This window comes from Paenibacillus sp. FSL H7-0326 (assembly GCF_001955535.1).
In the GTDB taxonomy this organism is placed as follows: Bacteria; Bacillota; Bacilli; order Paenibacillales; family Paenibacillaceae; genus Paenibacillus; species Paenibacillus shunpengii.
This window is the reverse complement of sequence record NZ_MPVN01000001.1, coordinates 1,446,398-1,462,504: the sequence shown is the minus strand read 5'-3', so window position 1 is coordinate 1,462,504 and position 16,107 is coordinate 1,446,398. Positions and strand designations below refer to the sequence as shown.

The 16,107-nt window shown below is 48.4% G+C and carries 15 protein-coding genes and 1 riboswitch; of the genes, 13 read left to right on the top strand and 2 right to left on the bottom strand.

The window, feature by feature from the left end; genetic code table 11:
• Positions 1–2: 2 nt before the first annotated feature.
• From BK126_RS07210 to BK126_RS07160, 11 genes are all read left to right on the top strand, one after another.
• Positions 3–761, top strand: a complete 759-nt coding sequence (locus tag BK126_RS07210; protein WP_076311924.1) for an adenosylcobinamide amidohydrolase — start codon at positions 3–5, stop codon at positions 759–761.
• A complete protein-coding gene (gene cbiB / locus BK126_RS07205; protein WP_076311923.1) occupies positions 758–1,741 on the top strand; it encodes an adenosylcobinamide-phosphate synthase CbiB in 984 nt (327 codons plus the stop codon). The genes BK126_RS07210 and cbiB overlap by 4 nt, the downstream gene beginning before the upstream one ends.
• Positions 1,738–2,394 (top strand): histidine phosphatase family protein, encoded by a 657-nt coding sequence (locus BK126_RS07200; protein ID WP_076311922.1) that lies wholly within the window; start codon positions 1,738–1,740, stop codon positions 2,392–2,394. Before cbiB ends, BK126_RS07200 begins: the two co-directional genes overlap by 4 nt.
• Positions 2,395–2,546: 152 nt before the next feature.
• Positions 2,547–2,763: riboswitch (cobalamin riboswitch) on the top strand.
• A 194-nt stretch (positions 2,764–2,957) separates the two neighbouring features.
• Entirely contained in the window at positions 2,958–3,980 is a 1,023-nt protein-coding gene (locus BK126_RS07195; protein ID WP_076311921.1) for an ABC transporter substrate-binding protein, read from the top strand.
• Positions 3,977–5,023 (top strand): FecCD family ABC transporter permease, encoded by a 1,047-nt coding sequence (locus tag BK126_RS07190; RefSeq protein ID WP_076311920.1) that lies wholly within the window; start codon positions 3,977–3,979, stop codon positions 5,021–5,023. The genes BK126_RS07195 and BK126_RS07190 overlap by 4 nt, the downstream gene beginning before the upstream one ends.
• Positions 5,020–5,871, top strand: a complete 852-nt coding sequence (locus BK126_RS07185) for an ABC transporter ATP-binding protein (RefSeq protein ID WP_083655754.1) — start codon at positions 5,020–5,022, stop codon at positions 5,869–5,871. Before BK126_RS07190 ends, BK126_RS07185 begins: the two co-directional genes overlap by 4 nt.
• A gap of 139 nt (positions 5,872–6,010) precedes the next feature.
• Entirely contained in the window at positions 6,011–7,102 is a 1,092-nt protein-coding gene (cobT, locus tag BK126_RS07180) for a nicotinate-nucleotide--dimethylbenzimidazole phosphoribosyltransferase (protein WP_083655753.1), read from the top strand.
• Positions 7,099–7,653 carry a bifunctional adenosylcobinamide kinase/adenosylcobinamide-phosphate guanylyltransferase gene (gene cobU / locus BK126_RS07175; protein ID WP_076311919.1) on the top strand — a complete coding sequence of 185 codons (555 nt, stop codon included), beginning with the start codon at positions 7,099–7,101 and terminating at the stop codon, positions 7,651–7,653. The genes cobT and cobU overlap by 4 nt, the downstream gene beginning before the upstream one ends.
• On the top strand, positions 7,650–8,471 hold the full coding sequence (cobS, locus tag BK126_RS07170; protein ID WP_076311918.1) for an adenosylcobinamide-GDP ribazoletransferase: 822 nt from the start codon (positions 7,650–7,652) through the stop codon (positions 8,469–8,471). The genes cobU and cobS overlap by 4 nt, the downstream gene beginning before the upstream one ends.
• A gap of 25 nt (positions 8,472–8,496) precedes the next feature.
• The gene (locus BK126_RS07165; RefSeq protein WP_076312584.1) at positions 8,497–10,140 is read left to right on the top strand and encodes a cobyric acid synthase; all 1,644 of its coding nucleotides are present in this window, start codon (positions 8,497–8,499) and stop codon (positions 10,138–10,140) included.
• 385 nt (positions 10,141–10,525) lie between these two features.
• Positions 10,526–11,923 (top strand): L-cystine transporter, encoded by a 1,398-nt coding sequence (locus BK126_RS07160; protein WP_076311917.1) that lies wholly within the window; start codon positions 10,526–10,528, stop codon positions 11,921–11,923.
• Between the two features lie 140 nt (positions 11,924–12,063).
• Here BK126_RS07160 and BK126_RS07155 read toward each other — a convergent pair whose 3' ends face one another.
• On the bottom strand, positions 12,064–13,155 hold the full coding sequence (locus BK126_RS07155; protein ID WP_076311916.1) for a M24 family metallopeptidase: 1,092 nt from the start codon (positions 13,153–13,155) through the stop codon (positions 12,064–12,066).
• A 204-nt stretch (positions 13,156–13,359) separates the two neighbouring features.
• On the opposite strand from BK126_RS07155, the gene BK126_RS07150 reads away from it, so the two are divergent.
• Together BK126_RS07150 and BK126_RS07145 are read left to right on the top strand one after the other, a co-directional pair.
• Positions 13,360–14,544 carry a PQQ-dependent sugar dehydrogenase gene (locus BK126_RS07150; protein ID WP_256702731.1) on the top strand — a complete coding sequence of 395 codons (1,185 nt, stop codon included), beginning with the start codon at positions 13,360–13,362 and terminating at the stop codon, positions 14,542–14,544.
• Between the two features lie 150 nt (positions 14,545–14,694).
• Positions 14,695–15,567: an SDR family oxidoreductase gene (locus tag BK126_RS07145; RefSeq protein ID WP_076311915.1), complete on the top strand. Its 873-nt coding sequence runs from the start codon at positions 14,695–14,697 to the stop codon at positions 15,565–15,567.
• A 53-nt stretch (positions 15,568–15,620) separates the two neighbouring features.
• On the opposite strand, the gene BK126_RS07140 is transcribed toward BK126_RS07145, so the two are convergent.
• On the bottom strand, positions 15,621–16,010 hold the full coding sequence (locus BK126_RS07140; protein WP_076311914.1) for a hypothetical protein: 390 nt from the start codon (positions 16,008–16,010) through the stop codon (positions 15,621–15,623).
• Between the last annotated feature and the right edge of the window lie 97 nt (positions 16,011–16,107).

Here is a 16,107-nt window from a genome sequence, read left to right as displayed (position 1 = left end):
TAATGACAACACCTTTTTTGCACAAGTTCGCTTCTAACCAGGCTATTCCAGATATTTATTCCTCCACACTCTGGCCTGGCCTCAAGCTAACGAAGTACGACAATGCGTATTTGCTTGTGGAATCACCTCAGACGGTTCAATCGCTGTCGAGCAGTGTTTACGGTGGAGGCATGAGCCGGATTGATCGTGCAGTCAATATATATGTAGATAAGCATTTTACGTCAGATCATCCTGCAGCAGAGATTGAAGCGCGTTTAAAAAAATGGAAGCTTCCTGCATCAGGCACCGCCGGTCTGCTGACAGCAGTGAAGCTAGCACATGTTTCTGTTATAGAGGAAAGTACCGACCATGCCGTCGTCTTCTGCTGCACGACAGCGGGAGCCGGCAATGCAGCCAGAGCGGCGTCTCCAAGGACTGTTTTTCCCGCAGCCTATTCTCCAGGCACGATTAATACGATGCTGTTTATTGCCGGTGAGCTGACTTCCTATGCCATGGTCAATGCGCTGCAAACTGCAGTCGAAGCAAAGGCTTGCGCCCTGCAGGATCTCGGAGTCAGGGATGCTGAGAACGGAATGATCGCGACGGGGACAACAACAGATGCCGTTGTTCTTGGTGTCAGCGGATTTGAACCAGATGGAAGCACGCCGGACAAAATTCATGCTTATGCAGGCACAGCTACAGAGCTTGGCTCCTGCATCGGACGGCTCGTATATGCGACGGTTACCGAGAGTCTGCTCGCTGGAGAGGAGGCGGCAGGATGACCCTGGCTCTCATTCTTTTCTGCGCTTATATTCTTGACCGGATCATCGGTGATCCGAAATGGATTCCCCATCCGGTGATTGGCATGGGCAAAGCGATATCACTACTTGAGAAATCAATCCGCTCCAAAGTGACTTCAAATAAGGGATTACTGTTTGCAGGCTTCCTGTTTCCGATTGTCATCGTAGGCGGTTCTTTTCTCATCACTTGGGCGGTGCTCAAGCTGCTTTCGTTCGTTCATCCTTATCTTGCCATTGCCGCCGAGATCGTTCTGATCGCAAGCACGATTGCAGCCAAGGGGCTGAAGGAGGCGGGAATGGAGGTATATAAGCATTTAAGAAACCGACAGCTCCCGGAAGCCAGGAGGTCACTTGGCATGATTGTAGGCCGGGACACTCACCATCTGGATGAACCGGAAATTGTCCGCGGAACGGTAGAGACGATTGCGGAAAATATTGTGGATGCCATTATATCTCCCTTATTCTATGCTCTGATCGGCGGTGCTCCTCTAGCGATGGCGTACCGTGCAGTCAATACACTGGATTCGATGGTAGGGTACAAGAACGAGAAATATTTCTACCTTGGCAAAGCCTCCGCCCGGCTTGATGATGCAGCTAACTATTTGCCTGCTCGTATTTCCGCACTGCTGCTGTTTGCTTCGGCTCGTATACTAGGGCTGCATGTTGAGAATAGCATTCGAACAGTGAAGGAGGATGCAAGCAAGCACCCCAGTCCGAACGGTGGATACCCTGAATCGGCGGTCGCAGGTGCTATCGGAATACGGCTCGGGGGGGTTAACGTATATCACGGTGTGGAATCGTTTCGAGCTTATATGGGCAAGCCATATCATACGCTTGAGGCTGCACATATCAAGACAAGCATTACAATGATGTTTGTGTCATCCAGTTTGTTTGTATTGATCCTCTGTGCCATTATATCTGTTCTATCCATCATCGGTATCGAATGGATGTGGTGGAGATGAATTCTGGGCTTGACCTATATCTCGTCAGACACGGAAGAACGTTATGGAATATGGAAAAAAGATATTTGGGGCATACCGATGTGCCTCTTCATCGTAATGCCGCAGCTGAATTGAAGGCGCTCCAGCTCAAGATTAAGCAAGAGGAGCTGGCATTTCAGTATGTGTACATCAGTGATCTAGTTCGTGCAATGCAATCCCTTCAGATCATTGCGCCGCATCTCGTCAGTAAGGCTGTGAGGGATCACCGGATCCGCGAGTATCACTTTGGTGATTGGGAAGGATCTACCTATGACATGCTTAAGGACAACCCTACATATCGAAGCTGGATCGATCATCCGGAGCGGATTACGCCGCCGGGTGCAGAGCCTTTTACTGCCTTCGAGGGGCGAATATCTCAATTTGTCGAGAGCAGGCTGCTGCCGATTCTGGAGAACAAGGATGGGGTGGATCTTTCATCCGGCGGCACCCAAATAAGTATGAAGATGGCCTATCCGAAGGTGCTTATCATTACGCATGGCGGCGTCATCAGACAGCTTGTATCAGCCTATGTACAAGACAGAGATTTCAACTCCGCCATGCCTGGTCCAGGAGAAATGCAGGTACTGCGGCTCCGACTTCAAGCAGGACAGCTGAGTGGAGAAATTCTGAATTAAGTAATTCAGAGTTGGCGTTCCTTATTTTCAAGGGAAAACTTGGGTTGTAGAAATACAGCCTTTCCCCTATAATCAACAACAGAAGTTAAGGCCTCCATACACTTGAACAAGTATGTATAATCATGAATCGATAAAGATTTATACATTAACAAACGAATAATAGCCGACAAGGTCCTGGCAGCGAATGACGTTAATAGAGCTGCTCAGGTTAAAAGGGAAGCCGGTGCAAATCCGGCACGGTCCCGCCACTGTATACCAGGGGCAGACAGCGTTATATCCACTGTTTCTTATGTGAGAAATGGGAAGGGCAGCTGTCCAGCTATATCAAACCTGGTGAGTCAGGAGACCTGCCTTGTCGGAATGAAGCGTGCGATCCTTCGAGGAAAGGATACGTTTTGCGATGTTCTATGCCCATTTTTAAGGGGCAGTGCGAGACGTAAACCTTGATCCTGGCTTAAGGACCAAGGTTTTTTTGCTATGGATTGGAAGTCAGGTGGATAGGTTATGGGCTAAGCTTTGAAACAATTTATTACGGGTTAACCAGATCTGAAAGGGAGAGAGTCATGAACAAAATGAAAAAAAGCGTATTATCCTTACTGCTTACATTAATGATGGCAATGATGCTTGCTGCATGCGGCACCGAAACGGAAACGTCTGAAGGGACGGGACAAGCTGCGCAGCAGGAAGCAGGACAAGCAGCCGATCAAGGATCAGAGACGAATAATGACAGCGAGGAAGCTTCGAGTAAGACCGAATATCCGCTGACCTTAACAGATGCGACTGGAGAATCCTTTACATTTGAACAAGCGCCGGCCAAAATCGTGTCCGTATCACCCGCAGAAACAGAGTCCCTCTTCGCCATTGGACTTGAGGAGCAAATTGTAGGTGTATCTGATTTTGACGATTATCCCGAAGCTGCAGCCTCCAAGCCCAAAATGGGAAGCTTGTATGAACCCAATGCTGAAGCGATTATCGCGGCTGAGCCGGATATCGTGTTTTCAGGAATCTCCATGGATGAAGCAGCAGTGCAAAAATTGCGCGATCTTGGCATCGTCATCTTCAAAACAGATCCTAAAACCATCGATGATGTTATGAAGAATATCGAAGTCTACGGTCAGATTACAGATCGCCAAGCCGAAGCTGCAGAAGTGGTAGATCAAATGAAAGCTGATATTCAGGAAGTGTCGGATAAAGTAGCTGCACTGTCAGATGAAGAGAAGAAGCAAGTGTACGTTGAATTCTCTCCAGGCTGGACGGTAGGCAAAGGCGAATTTATGGATGAAGTGATTACTCTTGCTGGTGGAGTCAATGTAGCAGGAGATACAGAGGGCTGGAATGAAATCAGTGAAGAGAAGATCATTCAAGCCAATCCTGACGTGATTCTGTACGCAAGCGATGTTATCGATGATAACAATCAAACACTGGATCAAATCATCACAGCTCGTGATGGCTGGAACGAAATTACGGCTATTAAAGAAGATGCCGTTATCTCCATTGACGCCAATCTGCTCAGCCGTCCAGGTCCGCGTGTAACCGAAGGCCTGAAAGTGGTAGCGGAAGCGATCTATCCGGACCTCTTTCAATGAAAACAAAACTAGCAGGATACGGAATTGCCGGCGGTCTCCTGCTTGTGCTGACTCTGCTCCTGTGTCTGGCGATCGGGGCAGTAGATCTGCCTGTTCGCCATATTGTGGGAATCCTGGTCAATCATTTGCCTTGGGTTTCAGAACCGATTGATCCGATCTGGAATCCTTCCTCGGAGCAAATTATTATGAAGGTTCGGCTTCCCCGAGTACTGCTCGGTATGCTGGTGGGGGCAGCACTGGCCACGGCAGGAGCTGCCTTCCAGGGCGTGCTGCGCAATCCGCTGGCAGATCCGTATACACTCGGTGTATCCTCCGGTGCATCGGTTGGAGCAGCAGTCATGATCTATTTTGGATTGCAGTATGCGATTCTTGGAGAATGGATGCTGCCTCTGGTTGCCTTTGTCACAGGGATCATTACGTTGTGGGCGGTGCTCGCGCTTGCCAGTGAAGGCGGCAGGATTCCGACGCACAGCCTGATTCTATCCGGTGTAATTATGCAGTCCTTCCTCGGAGCGTTTGTGTCCTTCTTAACAGCCATGTCCAAGGATACAGTGAATCAGATACTATTCTGGACCATGGGCAGCCTCAGCTTACGAGGATGGTCATATACGGCCATCCTTTTTCCGTACTTGATCATTGGGATTGTGTTTCTATGGAGCCGGGGAAGGGCGCTTAATCTGCTTGCGCTGGGTGAGCGGCAGGCAGCACATTTGGGAGTCAAGGTAGAGTGGCTTAAGCTCTCTGTTCTAATTGTTGCTACCTTGTTGACGGCTGCTGCTGTATCGGTAGCTGGAGTCATTGGATTTGTCGGGCTTGTGATTCCGCATATGCTTCGTTTATTAGTTGGGCCGGATTATCGTCTCCTTATTCCGTTATCCGCGATCATGGGAGGCATCTTCCTGGCATGGGCTGATATGGGGGCGAGAACGATTCTTGCACCGGTAGAGATCCCGCTCGGAGTCGTCACTGCATTTGTAGGAGCACCGTTCTTCGCTTACCTGCTGCACCGAAGCAAGAAACTGCGAAGGGGAGGAATGAGATGAACTCACGGATTCAGGCAGAGCAGCAGAAATCTTCACAGGACTTGACCGCGTCAGCTCGTACCTCCGCTCCGGTGCTGGAAGTGAAGTCTGCGGCCAAAGCCTATGGAGACCATATGGCACTTCGCAATATCGATTTTACGGTTCATTCAGGAGAATGGTGGGGTATCGTAGGGCCCAATGGCAGCGGCAAATCGACACTGCTTCACTTGCTGTCCGGTGTCCTAGCTCCGAGCTCCGGCTCTATTCTGATCAAAGGCAAGCCGGTTAAAGAATACAGCAGGCGGGCGTTATCCCGGCTTATTGCTGTATTGCAGCAGGACGGGCTGCCTGAAATTGATTATTCTGTACGAGATGTTGTAGCCATGGGCAGGTATCCTTATCAGGACTGGCTGGGACGGGATCAATCCGATGGAGAAGAAGTAGTGGATCGCGTACTTGAGCAGCTTGAGCTGTCTCCTTTTGCCGATCGTCTGCTTACGGAATTAAGCGGAGGTCAGAGACAGAGGGTGGCACTCGCCAAGGTAATGGCTCAGGAGCCGGAAATATTGCTGCTGGATGAGCCGACAACCTATCTCGATATCCATTATCAGCTCCAGTTCATGGAACTGCTTGCAGATTGGCGCCGAAGAACCGGTATTACCATTGTCGCTGTATTGCACGACCTCAATCTGGCTTCACTTTTTTGCGACAGTATTTATGGACTTCGGGCAGGGGAGAGCTTCATGCAAGGGAGCCCGGATGAATGTGTCACAGAAGAGCATTTAAGAAGTCTGTTTCAGGTTGATCCCGTCATGATTCGTCATCCACAACATGAGCTTCCTCAATTCTTGCTTAAGAAAAAAGACTAGGCTCTATATAAGAGCGGCATCGCTACAAGGGCAGCATTTCAATAAGAAGGGTTTCTAGTTAAATCCTTTTGAAGTGGATGCCCTTTTTTCGTTATAATCTATTAAAAAAGAGGATTCAGCATAAAGGAAGTGCGTGGAGATGGAGAGAGAACAAATATTGATGGATTGGATACAGCAAATTCGGCCGCTTGACTCATCAGCTGAGCAGGCCGCAGCTGCGCATTTGGATCAGCTGACCAAGCCGCCGGGAAGCCTGGGCAAAATAGAAGAGCTGGTTGTTCGGCTGGCAGGAATTACGGGAGAGACCCATGTCTCCTATGACCGTAAAGCGGTCATAGTCATGGCAGCAGATCATGGTGTGGTGGAAGAAGGAGTCAGTGCATTTCCGGCCGTCGTAACTCAGCAGATGGTACATAATTTTCTTGCCGGCGGAGCCGCGGTGAACGTTCTTGCCCGTCAGGCCGCTGCAGACGTTATATGCGTAAACATCGGGATCAATGGAGACATTGAGCATCCTGAGCTGGTTCAGCGATCTGTTCGTAAAGGAACATCAAATATGGCGCATGGTCCTGCTATGAGCAGAGAGGAAGCCGTGACAGCCATTCTTGCAGGAATTGAGGTCGTAAAGGATGCGTATGACAGAGGGATTCGACTCTTTGTCACAGGTGAAATGGGGATTGGAAACACGACGCCGAGCGCCGCAGTAACCAGCGTACTGACTGGAATTCAAGTGGAAGCTGCTACAGGCAGGGGAACAGGAATTGACGATACGCGTCTGAAGCACAAAGAGCAAGTAATAAAGAAGGCAATTGAGCTGAACCGTCCCGATTCAAACGATCCGCTGGATGTACTCGCGAAGGTGGGTGGACTTGATATTGCTGGGCTAACCGGTGTTATCCTTGCTGCGAGTGCATTAAAATGTCCTGTGGTTATTGACGGCTACATTTCTACAACCGCGGCGCTGATAGCTGCAAGACTCGCCCCTCTGTCCATACATTATATGATTGCCTCACATAAGTCGGAGGAGCGGGGACATGCAGGTCTGCTGGAGGAGCTGAACCTATCACCTATGATTCATCTGGACATGCGTCTCGGCGAAGGCACAGGCGGTGTACTCTGTCTGCATATTATTGAAGCTGCATCCCGAATCATGAAGGAGATGGCGACATTCACAAGTGCAGGCATTTCCGGTAGTCATGCGGATCTGGATCCCGAGGAGAGCAAGCCATGATCATACTTGTAACTGGTGGCGCGCGCAGCGGGAAGAGCACATTTGCGGAGAAGCTCTGTATGAGCCGTTCATCGGAAGCGATCTATCTGGCAACAGCACAGGCCTTTGATGAAGAGATGGAGCAGCGTATCACAGCACACCGTCTTCAGCGCTCTGACGAAGCCTACCTGTGGCATACTATTGAAGAGCCGATCGAAGTTGCGGATACACTGGAGAGCATTGGACAAGCGACTTACCCGGCACCAACGATACTACTGGACTGCCTGACCTTGTGGCTGTCCAATATGATATTGCTGAAGGAAGCCGAGGGCCATGATGCTATACTGCAGGAAATGGACAGGCTGGTAAGCAGTGTTCGAACTTATCCGGGTCTTATCATTCTTGTCACCAATGAAGTAGGAGACGGCATAGTGCCGGAATATCCGCTGGGACGGTTGTACCGGGATATGGCCGGAATATTGAATCAGCGAATGGCAGCGGTGAGTGAAGAGGTGTTTCTGGTCACTGCAGGCATTGCCATTGAACTGAAGAGCAAGGAGTACAAAGTATGAAGGATGAAGTAAAGGCGGCGGCAGCCGCTTTTCAATTTTTATCCCGTTTTCCAGTGAGGATGAATCTTGATTTTACACCTGAACTGATGCAAAAAAGTACGGTTTATTATCCATTCGTTGGCGTTTGCATTGGACTTACCGTATGGGTGGCAGCTATCGTGTCAGGGTTCTTGCTGCCGGCCCTGCCTGCTTCCATTGTGACGCTGGTCGTCTGGGTATGGCTTACCGGTGGACTGCATTTGGACGGATGGATGGATTCAGCAGATGCGCTTCTCAGCTACCGTTCAAGAGAGCGCATGCTGGAGATTATGAAGGACAGCCGGGTTGGAGCGATGGGTGTCATCGCCTGTGTGCTGCTGCTGATGCTTAAAGCCTCCTTGCTTGTCAGCATTATTCATCAGCCTATGATGATGGGACTCGCCATCCTGCCTCTCATATGGAGCAGGTTCTTCATGGTGTATGCGATATTGAGATATCCTTCTGCCCGGGCGGGAGAAGGGCTTGCAGCGATGTTTGGCAACATCCTTGCCCGTTATTATAAGCAATCGCTGGGATGTGCAACCGTGATATCTATTGTTTTATTGGGGATTCTTAGCTTAATTGTTCATTCGTCGAATGTGTTATACGTTACACAGGCTTCGGTGCTGATGGCCTTCATCGCCGTTCCGATTGTCATGTGGGTGATCGGAAGGCTGGCCGCTGATCGAATGAGCGCACGTCTTGGGGGATTAACCGGGGATACATATGGAGCACTGAATGAAGGGCTGGAGACAGTCGGTCTGCTGATGCTGACTATCGTTATGCATATCGCAGGTTAGGGGGAGACATATCGTTATGACAGACATGAACACGGAACTTGAACAAAGTAATGATGAGCATAAGCCGAAAAATGGAGCTGTTCTCATGCTGCAGGGCACGGCTTCAGACGTTGGAAAAAGCATCGTAACAACAGCGCTATGCCGTATATTCCTGCAGGATGGATACCAGCCTGCTCCGTACAAATCGCAAAATATGGCGCTTAATTCCTATGTAACGCTGGACGGTAAGGAGATCGGAAGAGCCCAGGGAGTACAGGCAGAGGCGTGTGAGATTCCGGCCACAACAGACATGAACCCGATTCTTATTAAGCCAGTCAAGGATATGCATTCTCAGATCGTCGTTCACGGCGTGCCTGCTATGCAGATGAGTGCGATGGATTACCGCATGAAGTTCCTTCCCACAGCGAAAAGAATCGTGCTGGAGGCGCTAGATCGATTACGTGCAGAGTATGACATCGTCCTGATGGAAGGGGCGGGAAGTCCGGCAGAGATCAATCTGAAGGATCGTGACATCGTCAATATGAATCTTGCAGGCTGGGCAGATGCACCGGTGATCCTCATTTCCGATATTGATCGGGGAGGGGTATTCGCGTCCATCGTAGGTACACTTGAGCTGCTTGAACCTCATGAGGTCCAGCGGATCAAAGGCTTTATCATTAACAAATTCCGCGGAGACCTTGCTCTCCTGAAGCCTGGGCTGGACTGGCTCGAGGCTCGTACAGGTATTCCGGTACTGGGCGTGCTTCCCTATATTCAGGATCTGCGGATTGAAGCTGAGGATTCGGTTGTGCTCGACGAGCTGCAGTATAAGAAGCAGCAGGAGAAGGAAGTGGATATCGTCGTCATTCGTTACCCGCGCATCTCAAACTTCACAGATTTTGATCCGCTGCGCTGGGAGCCGGATATTACCCTTCGTTATGTGAATTCTGCCGAAGAGCTGGGCACACCGGATATTGTCATTCTGCCAGGCACGAAGGATACAATCAGTGATCTTCAGTTCCTGAAGCAGAGAGGACTGGATCATGCCTTATACAGGCTATTGGAAAAGCATCATACCCAGATCGTCGGGATTTGCGGCGGTTATCAAATGCTGGGTTACTCGCTCTCCGATCCTTATGCGGTAGAGAGTGGTGTACAGGAAGAAGCAGGGCTTGGACTGCTGCCCATCAGGACTTCATTTTTGAAGGAAAAGCGAACGATCAGAGTGATTGGAATGCTGACGGATGGACAGAGACTGCCACTGGCAAGTACGGACCCAACCAGCAATGAAGCTCCGATTGAGGCTTATGAAATTCATATGGGAGTTTCTGAGCGACTGGACCAAGATCAAGTTAATTATAGCTATGACGAGTTGTTCAGACTAACCGAAACGGACACTGCTGCAAGTGATCTGCAGGCTTCCTTCGACTCTTGTACGTATGCTTCATCTCATTCAGAAGGTCTAGTTAGATCGGATGGTATGGTGTGGGGAACCTATTTACATGGATTATTTGAGAACGATGCTCTGCGCAGGTCCTGGCTGGATCAGGTTCGAATCCGGAAGGGACTCTCTCCTGTTATTTCGACCTTCTCGGCGAAGGAGCGAAAAGTTGAGGAATTTGATCGGGTAGCGGATGTGGTAAGAACGAACTTGGATATGGAGAAAATTTATCAGATATTGAACTCTTAAATGAATACCTAGATAAGAGAAAAAGAATCCGGAGCTGTCAATTATGAGCAGCTTCGGCTTTTTTGTTGTGGACATAATTATAAAAAAGTTAGGATTACAGCCTTTGTTGGTTATAGATAATTGTGCGATTTTTGAAGAAGAAGGTATAACCCAAATCTGAATAATCCATCCTAAGCATAGCTCCCGGCAGACACTGATTTAGGATGAGTTATGAGAATAAGTAAGTCGCTTTAAAATTTATTCAAAAAAAGTCTACCCGAATAGTCGGGTTTATGCTATAGTAACATATGCTGTAAGGTAGTTACCGACCCTTTAGATAATTTATATATAATTCGTTACATAAAGGGATCAGCATATATATAGAAAGTTGAAGGGAGTTAGTTGGATGGAAACATTACAGGTAATTATTAACGTAGCAGTGATGCTTGTGTTAATTGGCCTTCTGTATTGGATGCAGAAGAAGCATATATCTTTTACGAAGCGTGTATTTACGGGTCTTGGCTTGGGTCTTGTATTCGGAATACTGCTGCAACTGATTTACGGGGCAGGATCGGGAACCATAGAGACGAGTGTTGACTGGTTCAGTATCGTCGGTTCCGGTTATGTAAGCCTCTTGCAGATGATCGTCATTCCACTGATCGTGGTGTCTATCATATCTGCCATTATGAACTTGAAGGGTAATCAGAATATCGGGAAGATGAGCTTCTCGATTATTGGTACATTGCTGATTACCACAGCCATTGCAGCAAGTATTGGTATAGGGGTTACACTTGCCTTTGACCTGGAAGGTATTAACGTGGAGAGCGGTGAAGCAGAAACAGCGAGAACCCAAAGGCTCGAAGAGCAGCTTGTTGATGTAGAGGATATGACCATTCCTCAGCAAGTGCTTGAATTCATTCCCAGCAATCCATTCGAGGATATGACCGGTGCTCGCAGTACCTCTACCATTGCGGTCGTTATCTTCTCTGCTTTTGTCGGTATTGCCGTTCTTGGACTGGATCGCAAGAAGCCAGAGCATGCGGATACTTTTCGTAAAATGATTAACGCACTTTATGCTGTCGTCATGCGCATCGTAACTCTGGTGCTGCGATTGACACCATACGGTATCCTGGCGCTGATTACGAAGGTTACTGCAACAACTAATGCACAGGAGATCTTGAAGCTTGGTGAGTTTGTTATCGCTTCTTATGTTGCCTTGCTGCTGATGTTCGTGGTTCATCTTATTCTCGTTACCGCATTTGGTTTTAACCCGGTAGCGTACCTTAGAAAAGTAATGACCACCCTGGTCTTCGCGTTTACGTCCCGTTCGAGTGCGGCAACCATTCCATTAAACGTGGAGACGCAAACGAAGAAGCTGGGTGTATCCGCAGGTATCGCGAATCTGTCGGCTTCCTTTGGCGCAACGATTGGCCAGAACGGCTGTGCAGGAATCTATCCAGCGATGGTTGCGGTGATGATCGCTCCTACAGTGGGCATTGATCCGCTCAGCTGGGATTTCATCATTACACTCATCCTGGTTGTCATGATCAGCTCCTTCGGTGTAGCTGGTGTAGGTGGCGGAGCGACGTTTGCTTCACTGATCGTACTCTCCACCATGAACCTGCCTGTTGCACTGGTCGGACTTCTGATCTCTGTGGAGCCGCTGATTGATATGGGACGTACAGCGCTGAACGTTAATGGTTCAATGACCTCCGGTCTCATTACGAGCAAGCTCCTGAATGAGAATGATCGGGATACCTTCAATCGTCCGAACACGGAATTAGATGCACCAACAGAAGCATAAAATAAATAAAGAGTGCGGGCCCTTGGCTAAAACCGAGGGACTCGCACTCTTTATTTTTGGGTTACAATAGAGTCTCAACCTGCACAAATAGTACGAAGATATCTATGCCAGTTTGATTTCTATGTAGCGAAGCACGAAGCTTAGCCCAGTATTTGCAGCTCTTTCGGGTAGCTGGTTAGCAGTTTCACCCCATCTGCTGTTACGAGGACTTCATCCTCAATGCGTACTCCCCCGAGATTGGGTACATAGATGCCGGGTTCAATGGTGAAGGTCAGTCCTTCGGTCAAGAGCTCCTGATTCGCTCCATGCACGGATGGATATTCATGCACATCGATACCCAGTCCATGACCGAGGCGATGGAGGAAGCGATCGCCGTATCCTGCATCAATGGTCACTTGTCTTGCGGCCAGATCTACAGAAGCGAGGGTTGCCCCTGGCTTAACGGCTTCAATTCCCTTCAGATTGGCTTCAAGAACCGTATTATATATGTTCGTGAGCTCAGGTGACAGCTCGCCAAAAGCGAACGTACGGGTAATATCAGAAGCATATCCATTCGCATATACGCCCATATCAAGCATGAGCAGATCGCCGTATTGCAGCTTGCGAGTGCCTGGAACGCCATGAGGAAGGGCCGTATTAGGTCCTGACAGCACCAACGTGTCAAAAGAAGGACCAGAAGCACCGAGCTTCTTCATTTGATATTCCATCTCCGCTACGAGCTCGATTTCCGTTACGCCTTCCTTCACATGGGAAAGACCTCTTTTCAGCACTTCCTCAATCATTTGGGCAGCGAACTTCATCCGGTCCACTTCATGCGGCGCCTTGCGAACACGCAGCTTGCGCAGCAGTGGACCTGCATCGGCATAGCTCTTGGCATTGGCATATTGAACGAGCTCCTCGTAACGAGCGATTGACAGGTTTTCTTTTTCAACGCCCATCGTGTCAATATGCTGAGGAAGATACTTCTGCAGGATGTGATACGGGTTGTCTGTGTCTTGATGGGTCGCAATCTTCTTCACAGAGGAAGCTGCAGCCGCCGCTTCTTCATCGAGGCTTGGTACGATCAGAGTTGGTTCTTCTCCTCTTACCAGCAGCAGTCCGAGAAAGCGTTCATGTGGATTGCTTGCGAATCCGGTCAAATAATAGACATGCTTAGGATCTGTAATCAGCACACAGTCGTATCCTTGCTCCGAAATGGCCTGCTCTAGTAAAGTAATAGGTTGATTTGTCATGATATTCCCCGCCTTTATATTAGGATTATAAAAAATCCTTTAGTTTCATTATCGCTATATATTATAAAGCTTATGAAGCAAAAACCCAAAAACAAACAATGGCACCTATAATGTCTTAGAAAAGTCTATCTTCTGCGCTGTGGATTGGTGAAGTATCCAAGAGGGTAATATTTGAAAATATTGGAGAATAGGGAGAGTAAAAATATGAACAAGAAGTACTTGATGATGACAGGAATCAGTCTCTTGACACTGGCACTCATTGCTTGTTCCAATCCGACCGCTCAAGAGCCTGGCCCAGATACTCCTGTACCGGGCACTCCGGACAATCAGACGGAACAGCCTGCTTCCGAAGAGCAAAAGGAAGAAGGGAATACACTTCCTTATGAAATAACGACCTTGGCTGCCGGACTTAATGTACCTTGGGAGCTTGATTTTTTACCGGATGGCCGAATGCTGTTTACGGAAAGACCCGGCACGCTGCGTATGATTGAGAACGGACAGGTGCTGGAGGAGCCGGTGCTGGCCTTTGAGGCTCCTTTTGCAGATGAAGGGGAAGGCGGTCTGTTAGGGCTCGCAGTGGATCCTGATTTTGAGTCGAATCATTATGTATATGTATATCACTCTTACCGTGAGGGACAAGACATCCTAAACCGGGTGCTCAGACTTAAGCTGACGGGTCAAGAGGCCTCAATTGACAAGGTGCTGCTCGCTGACATACCGGGCGGTGTGAATCATAACGGGGGACGTTTGAAGATAGGACCGGACGGTATGCTATATATTACGACCGGGGAACGATATGAGCCTGACATGGCTCAGGATGAAACAATCCTTGGGGGCAAAATCCTCCGTATCCACCGCGATGGTTCAATACCTGATGATAATCCTATAAACGATTCAGCTGTATATAGTCTTGGACATCGTAATGCACAGGGACTTGCCTGGCATCCAGATACAGGGCAGCTGTACAGCTCAGAGCACGGACAATCGAACCATGATGAGCTGAATGTCATAGTGAAGGGATCGAATTACGGATGGCCGCTGATTGAAGGAGATGAGCAGGAGGAGGGAATGACTTCGCCGCTCATTCACAGTGGAACCGATACGTGGGCCCCCTCGGGAATGACGTTCATAACGCAAGGTCCTTGGCAGAACTCCCTCATTGCAGGGGGGCTTCGGGGAGAGGCGCTGCTTAAATTTGAGCTGGATGGAGAAGGCGGAGCAAGTGAAGAGCCATCACTAGAAGTGCTGTTCCAGAGCGAATGGGGCCGGATTCGTAGTGTGAGTGAGGGTCCAGATGGAACACTCTACCTGCTGACGAGCAATCGGGATGGCAGAGGAGATCCAGCCGAAGAGGATGATCGAATCATTGCACTGAGGCCTGCCAAGTGATGGCATATCCCTCTATTTTATTTTGAAATATTTATAAGGTATGATATAGGAAGTATGAATCAATTGTTATCCATCGATCATCGACCTCATTATATAAGCCTGTAACTAGAACAACAGCTGCATGTTTCCTGCTGAAAGGATGATTATCCAATGAAATCAAAAACAGCTATCGTAACTGGCGCCAATTCCGGTATGGGCCTTGCGACAACCATTGAATTAGCACTGCAAGGGTATCATGTCATCATGGCATGCCGAAGCGAAGAGCGAGGACGTAAAGCGCTGAATGAAGCAATAGCCGCAACAGGCTCAAAGCAGATTGAGCTGATGTTACTTGATCTGGGTTCCTTGAGCAGCATCCGCCAGTTTGCTGAACAATTCCAATCAGTTCATGAGAAGCTGGATGTGCTTATTAATAATGCAGGTGTGGTTTCTCTGAAGAGAGAGGAAACATCGGACGGGTTTGAAATGGCGATTGGCGTCAATCATCTAGGCCATTATTTACTGACAAGACTGCTGCTTCCAAGTCTATTACATGCACCTGAAGGAAGAGTCGTTAACGTGGCATCAGGTGCTTATAAATTTGGCAAAATCCATCAGGAAGATCCGCATCTCACAAAGGGGTTTAACGTGGTGAAGAGTTACGGCCAGTCCAAGCTGGCAAACGTGCTGTTCACTAGAGAACTGGCTTACCGGCTGGAAGGAACAAGCGTTACCGTTAATGCACTCCATCCCGGGGCGGTAGGCACTAGCATCGGTGTTAATCGCAATACGGGCTTCGGTACGAAGATCATGGCCTTTTTGGCGAAAACTCCTTTTTTCCTCTCGCCGGAAGAAGGGGCCAGGACTGCAATCTATCTAGCGATTCGGCCAGAAGTGAAAGGAATTACAGGTGAGTATTTTTATGAGGAGAAGATTCAGGAGCTGAAGCCTCATGCCATGGATGAGGCGACATCCCAGTTCCTGTGGAACTGGAGTGCAGAGCAGACAGGGCTGCCTTATGATCTGGAACTGAATAAAAACTAATTTGAGACAATATAAAAAACAAGCCTTCACAAGGCTTGTTTTTTATATTGATCTTATTTTGCCGTTATTTCAAATGCTTCAAACATATGATTATTGACTTGTCTACTCCATGCTTCGACTTCAACACCTTCTTGTATTATACCAAAATCGGATTCTGTTCGTTTGACATCGCTTGTTTGAGCAAAGAACGTCGTATTTTTGGTTACTGTCAGCACATCTCCAGTGTTAAGTTTTATAGAATGAAGTACTTTATCTCCATCAATTGTGGAATTTTCCTCAATTATTTCAACAACGATACCTGCGTAATATTCCTGTTGCTTAGATGGAGATGACCATCCCAGCAAAATATCAGAACTTAGAACGTACCAAATACCAAGCGCCAGTGCCAAAACAAGACTACCCGACAGTATAAGCCACTTCTTTTTTATCTTCACTTCTTTCATCCTTCCTAAGGGACTTATCATATTTAGACGCATGACTTCGAAAAAAGTTTATCGTTTTCGCTGAACTCTTCTGGAATTTTTCTATTGATCATTCTGG

Bases quoted from the DNA above. Each gene is read 5' to 3' on its own strand.
- cobS (WP_076311918.1), top strand. From the start codon at position 7,650: ATGAAGGATGAAGTAAAGGCGGCGGCAGCCGCTTTTCAATTTTTATCC.
- BK126_RS07140 (WP_076311914.1), bottom strand. From the start codon at position 16,010: ATGAAAGAAGTGAAGATAAAAAAGAAGTGGCTTATACTGTCGGGTAGT.
- BK126_RS07165 (WP_076312584.1), top strand. From the start codon at position 8,497: ATGAACACGGAACTTGAACAAAGTAATGATGAGCATAAGCCGAAAAAT.
- BK126_RS07150 (WP_256702731.1), top strand. From the start codon at position 13,360: ATGAACAAGAAGTACTTGATGATGACAGGAATCAGTCTCTTGACACTG.
- BK126_RS07160 (WP_076311917.1), top strand. From the start codon at position 10,526: ATGGAAACATTACAGGTAATTATTAACGTAGCAGTGATGCTTGTGTTA.
- BK126_RS07195 (WP_076311921.1), top strand. From the start codon at position 2,958: ATGAACAAAATGAAAAAAAGCGTATTATCCTTACTGCTTACATTAATG.
- BK126_RS07185 (WP_083655754.1), top strand. From the start codon at position 5,020: ATGAACTCACGGATTCAGGCAGAGCAGCAGAAATCTTCACAGGACTTG.
- BK126_RS07210 (WP_076311924.1), top strand. From the start codon at position 3: ATGACAACACCTTTTTTGCACAAGTTCGCTTCTAACCAGGCTATTCCA.
- cbiB (WP_076311923.1), top strand. From the start codon at position 758: ATGACCCTGGCTCTCATTCTTTTCTGCGCTTATATTCTTGACCGGATC.
- cobT (WP_083655753.1), top strand. From the start codon at position 6,011: ATGGAGAGAGAACAAATATTGATGGATTGGATACAGCAAATTCGGCCG.
- BK126_RS07145 (WP_076311915.1), top strand. From the start codon at position 14,695: ATGAAATCAAAAACAGCTATCGTAACTGGCGCCAATTCCGGTATGGGC.
- BK126_RS07190 (WP_076311920.1), top strand. From the start codon at position 3,977: ATGAAAACAAAACTAGCAGGATACGGAATTGCCGGCGGTCTCCTGCTT.
- cobU (WP_076311919.1), top strand. From the start codon at position 7,099: ATGATCATACTTGTAACTGGTGGCGCGCGCAGCGGGAAGAGCACATTT.
- BK126_RS07155 (WP_076311916.1), bottom strand. From the start codon at position 13,155: ATGACAAATCAACCTATTACTTTACTAGAGCAGGCCATTTCGGAGCAA.
- BK126_RS07200 (WP_076311922.1), top strand. From the start codon at position 1,738: ATGAATTCTGGGCTTGACCTATATCTCGTCAGACACGGAAGAACGTTA.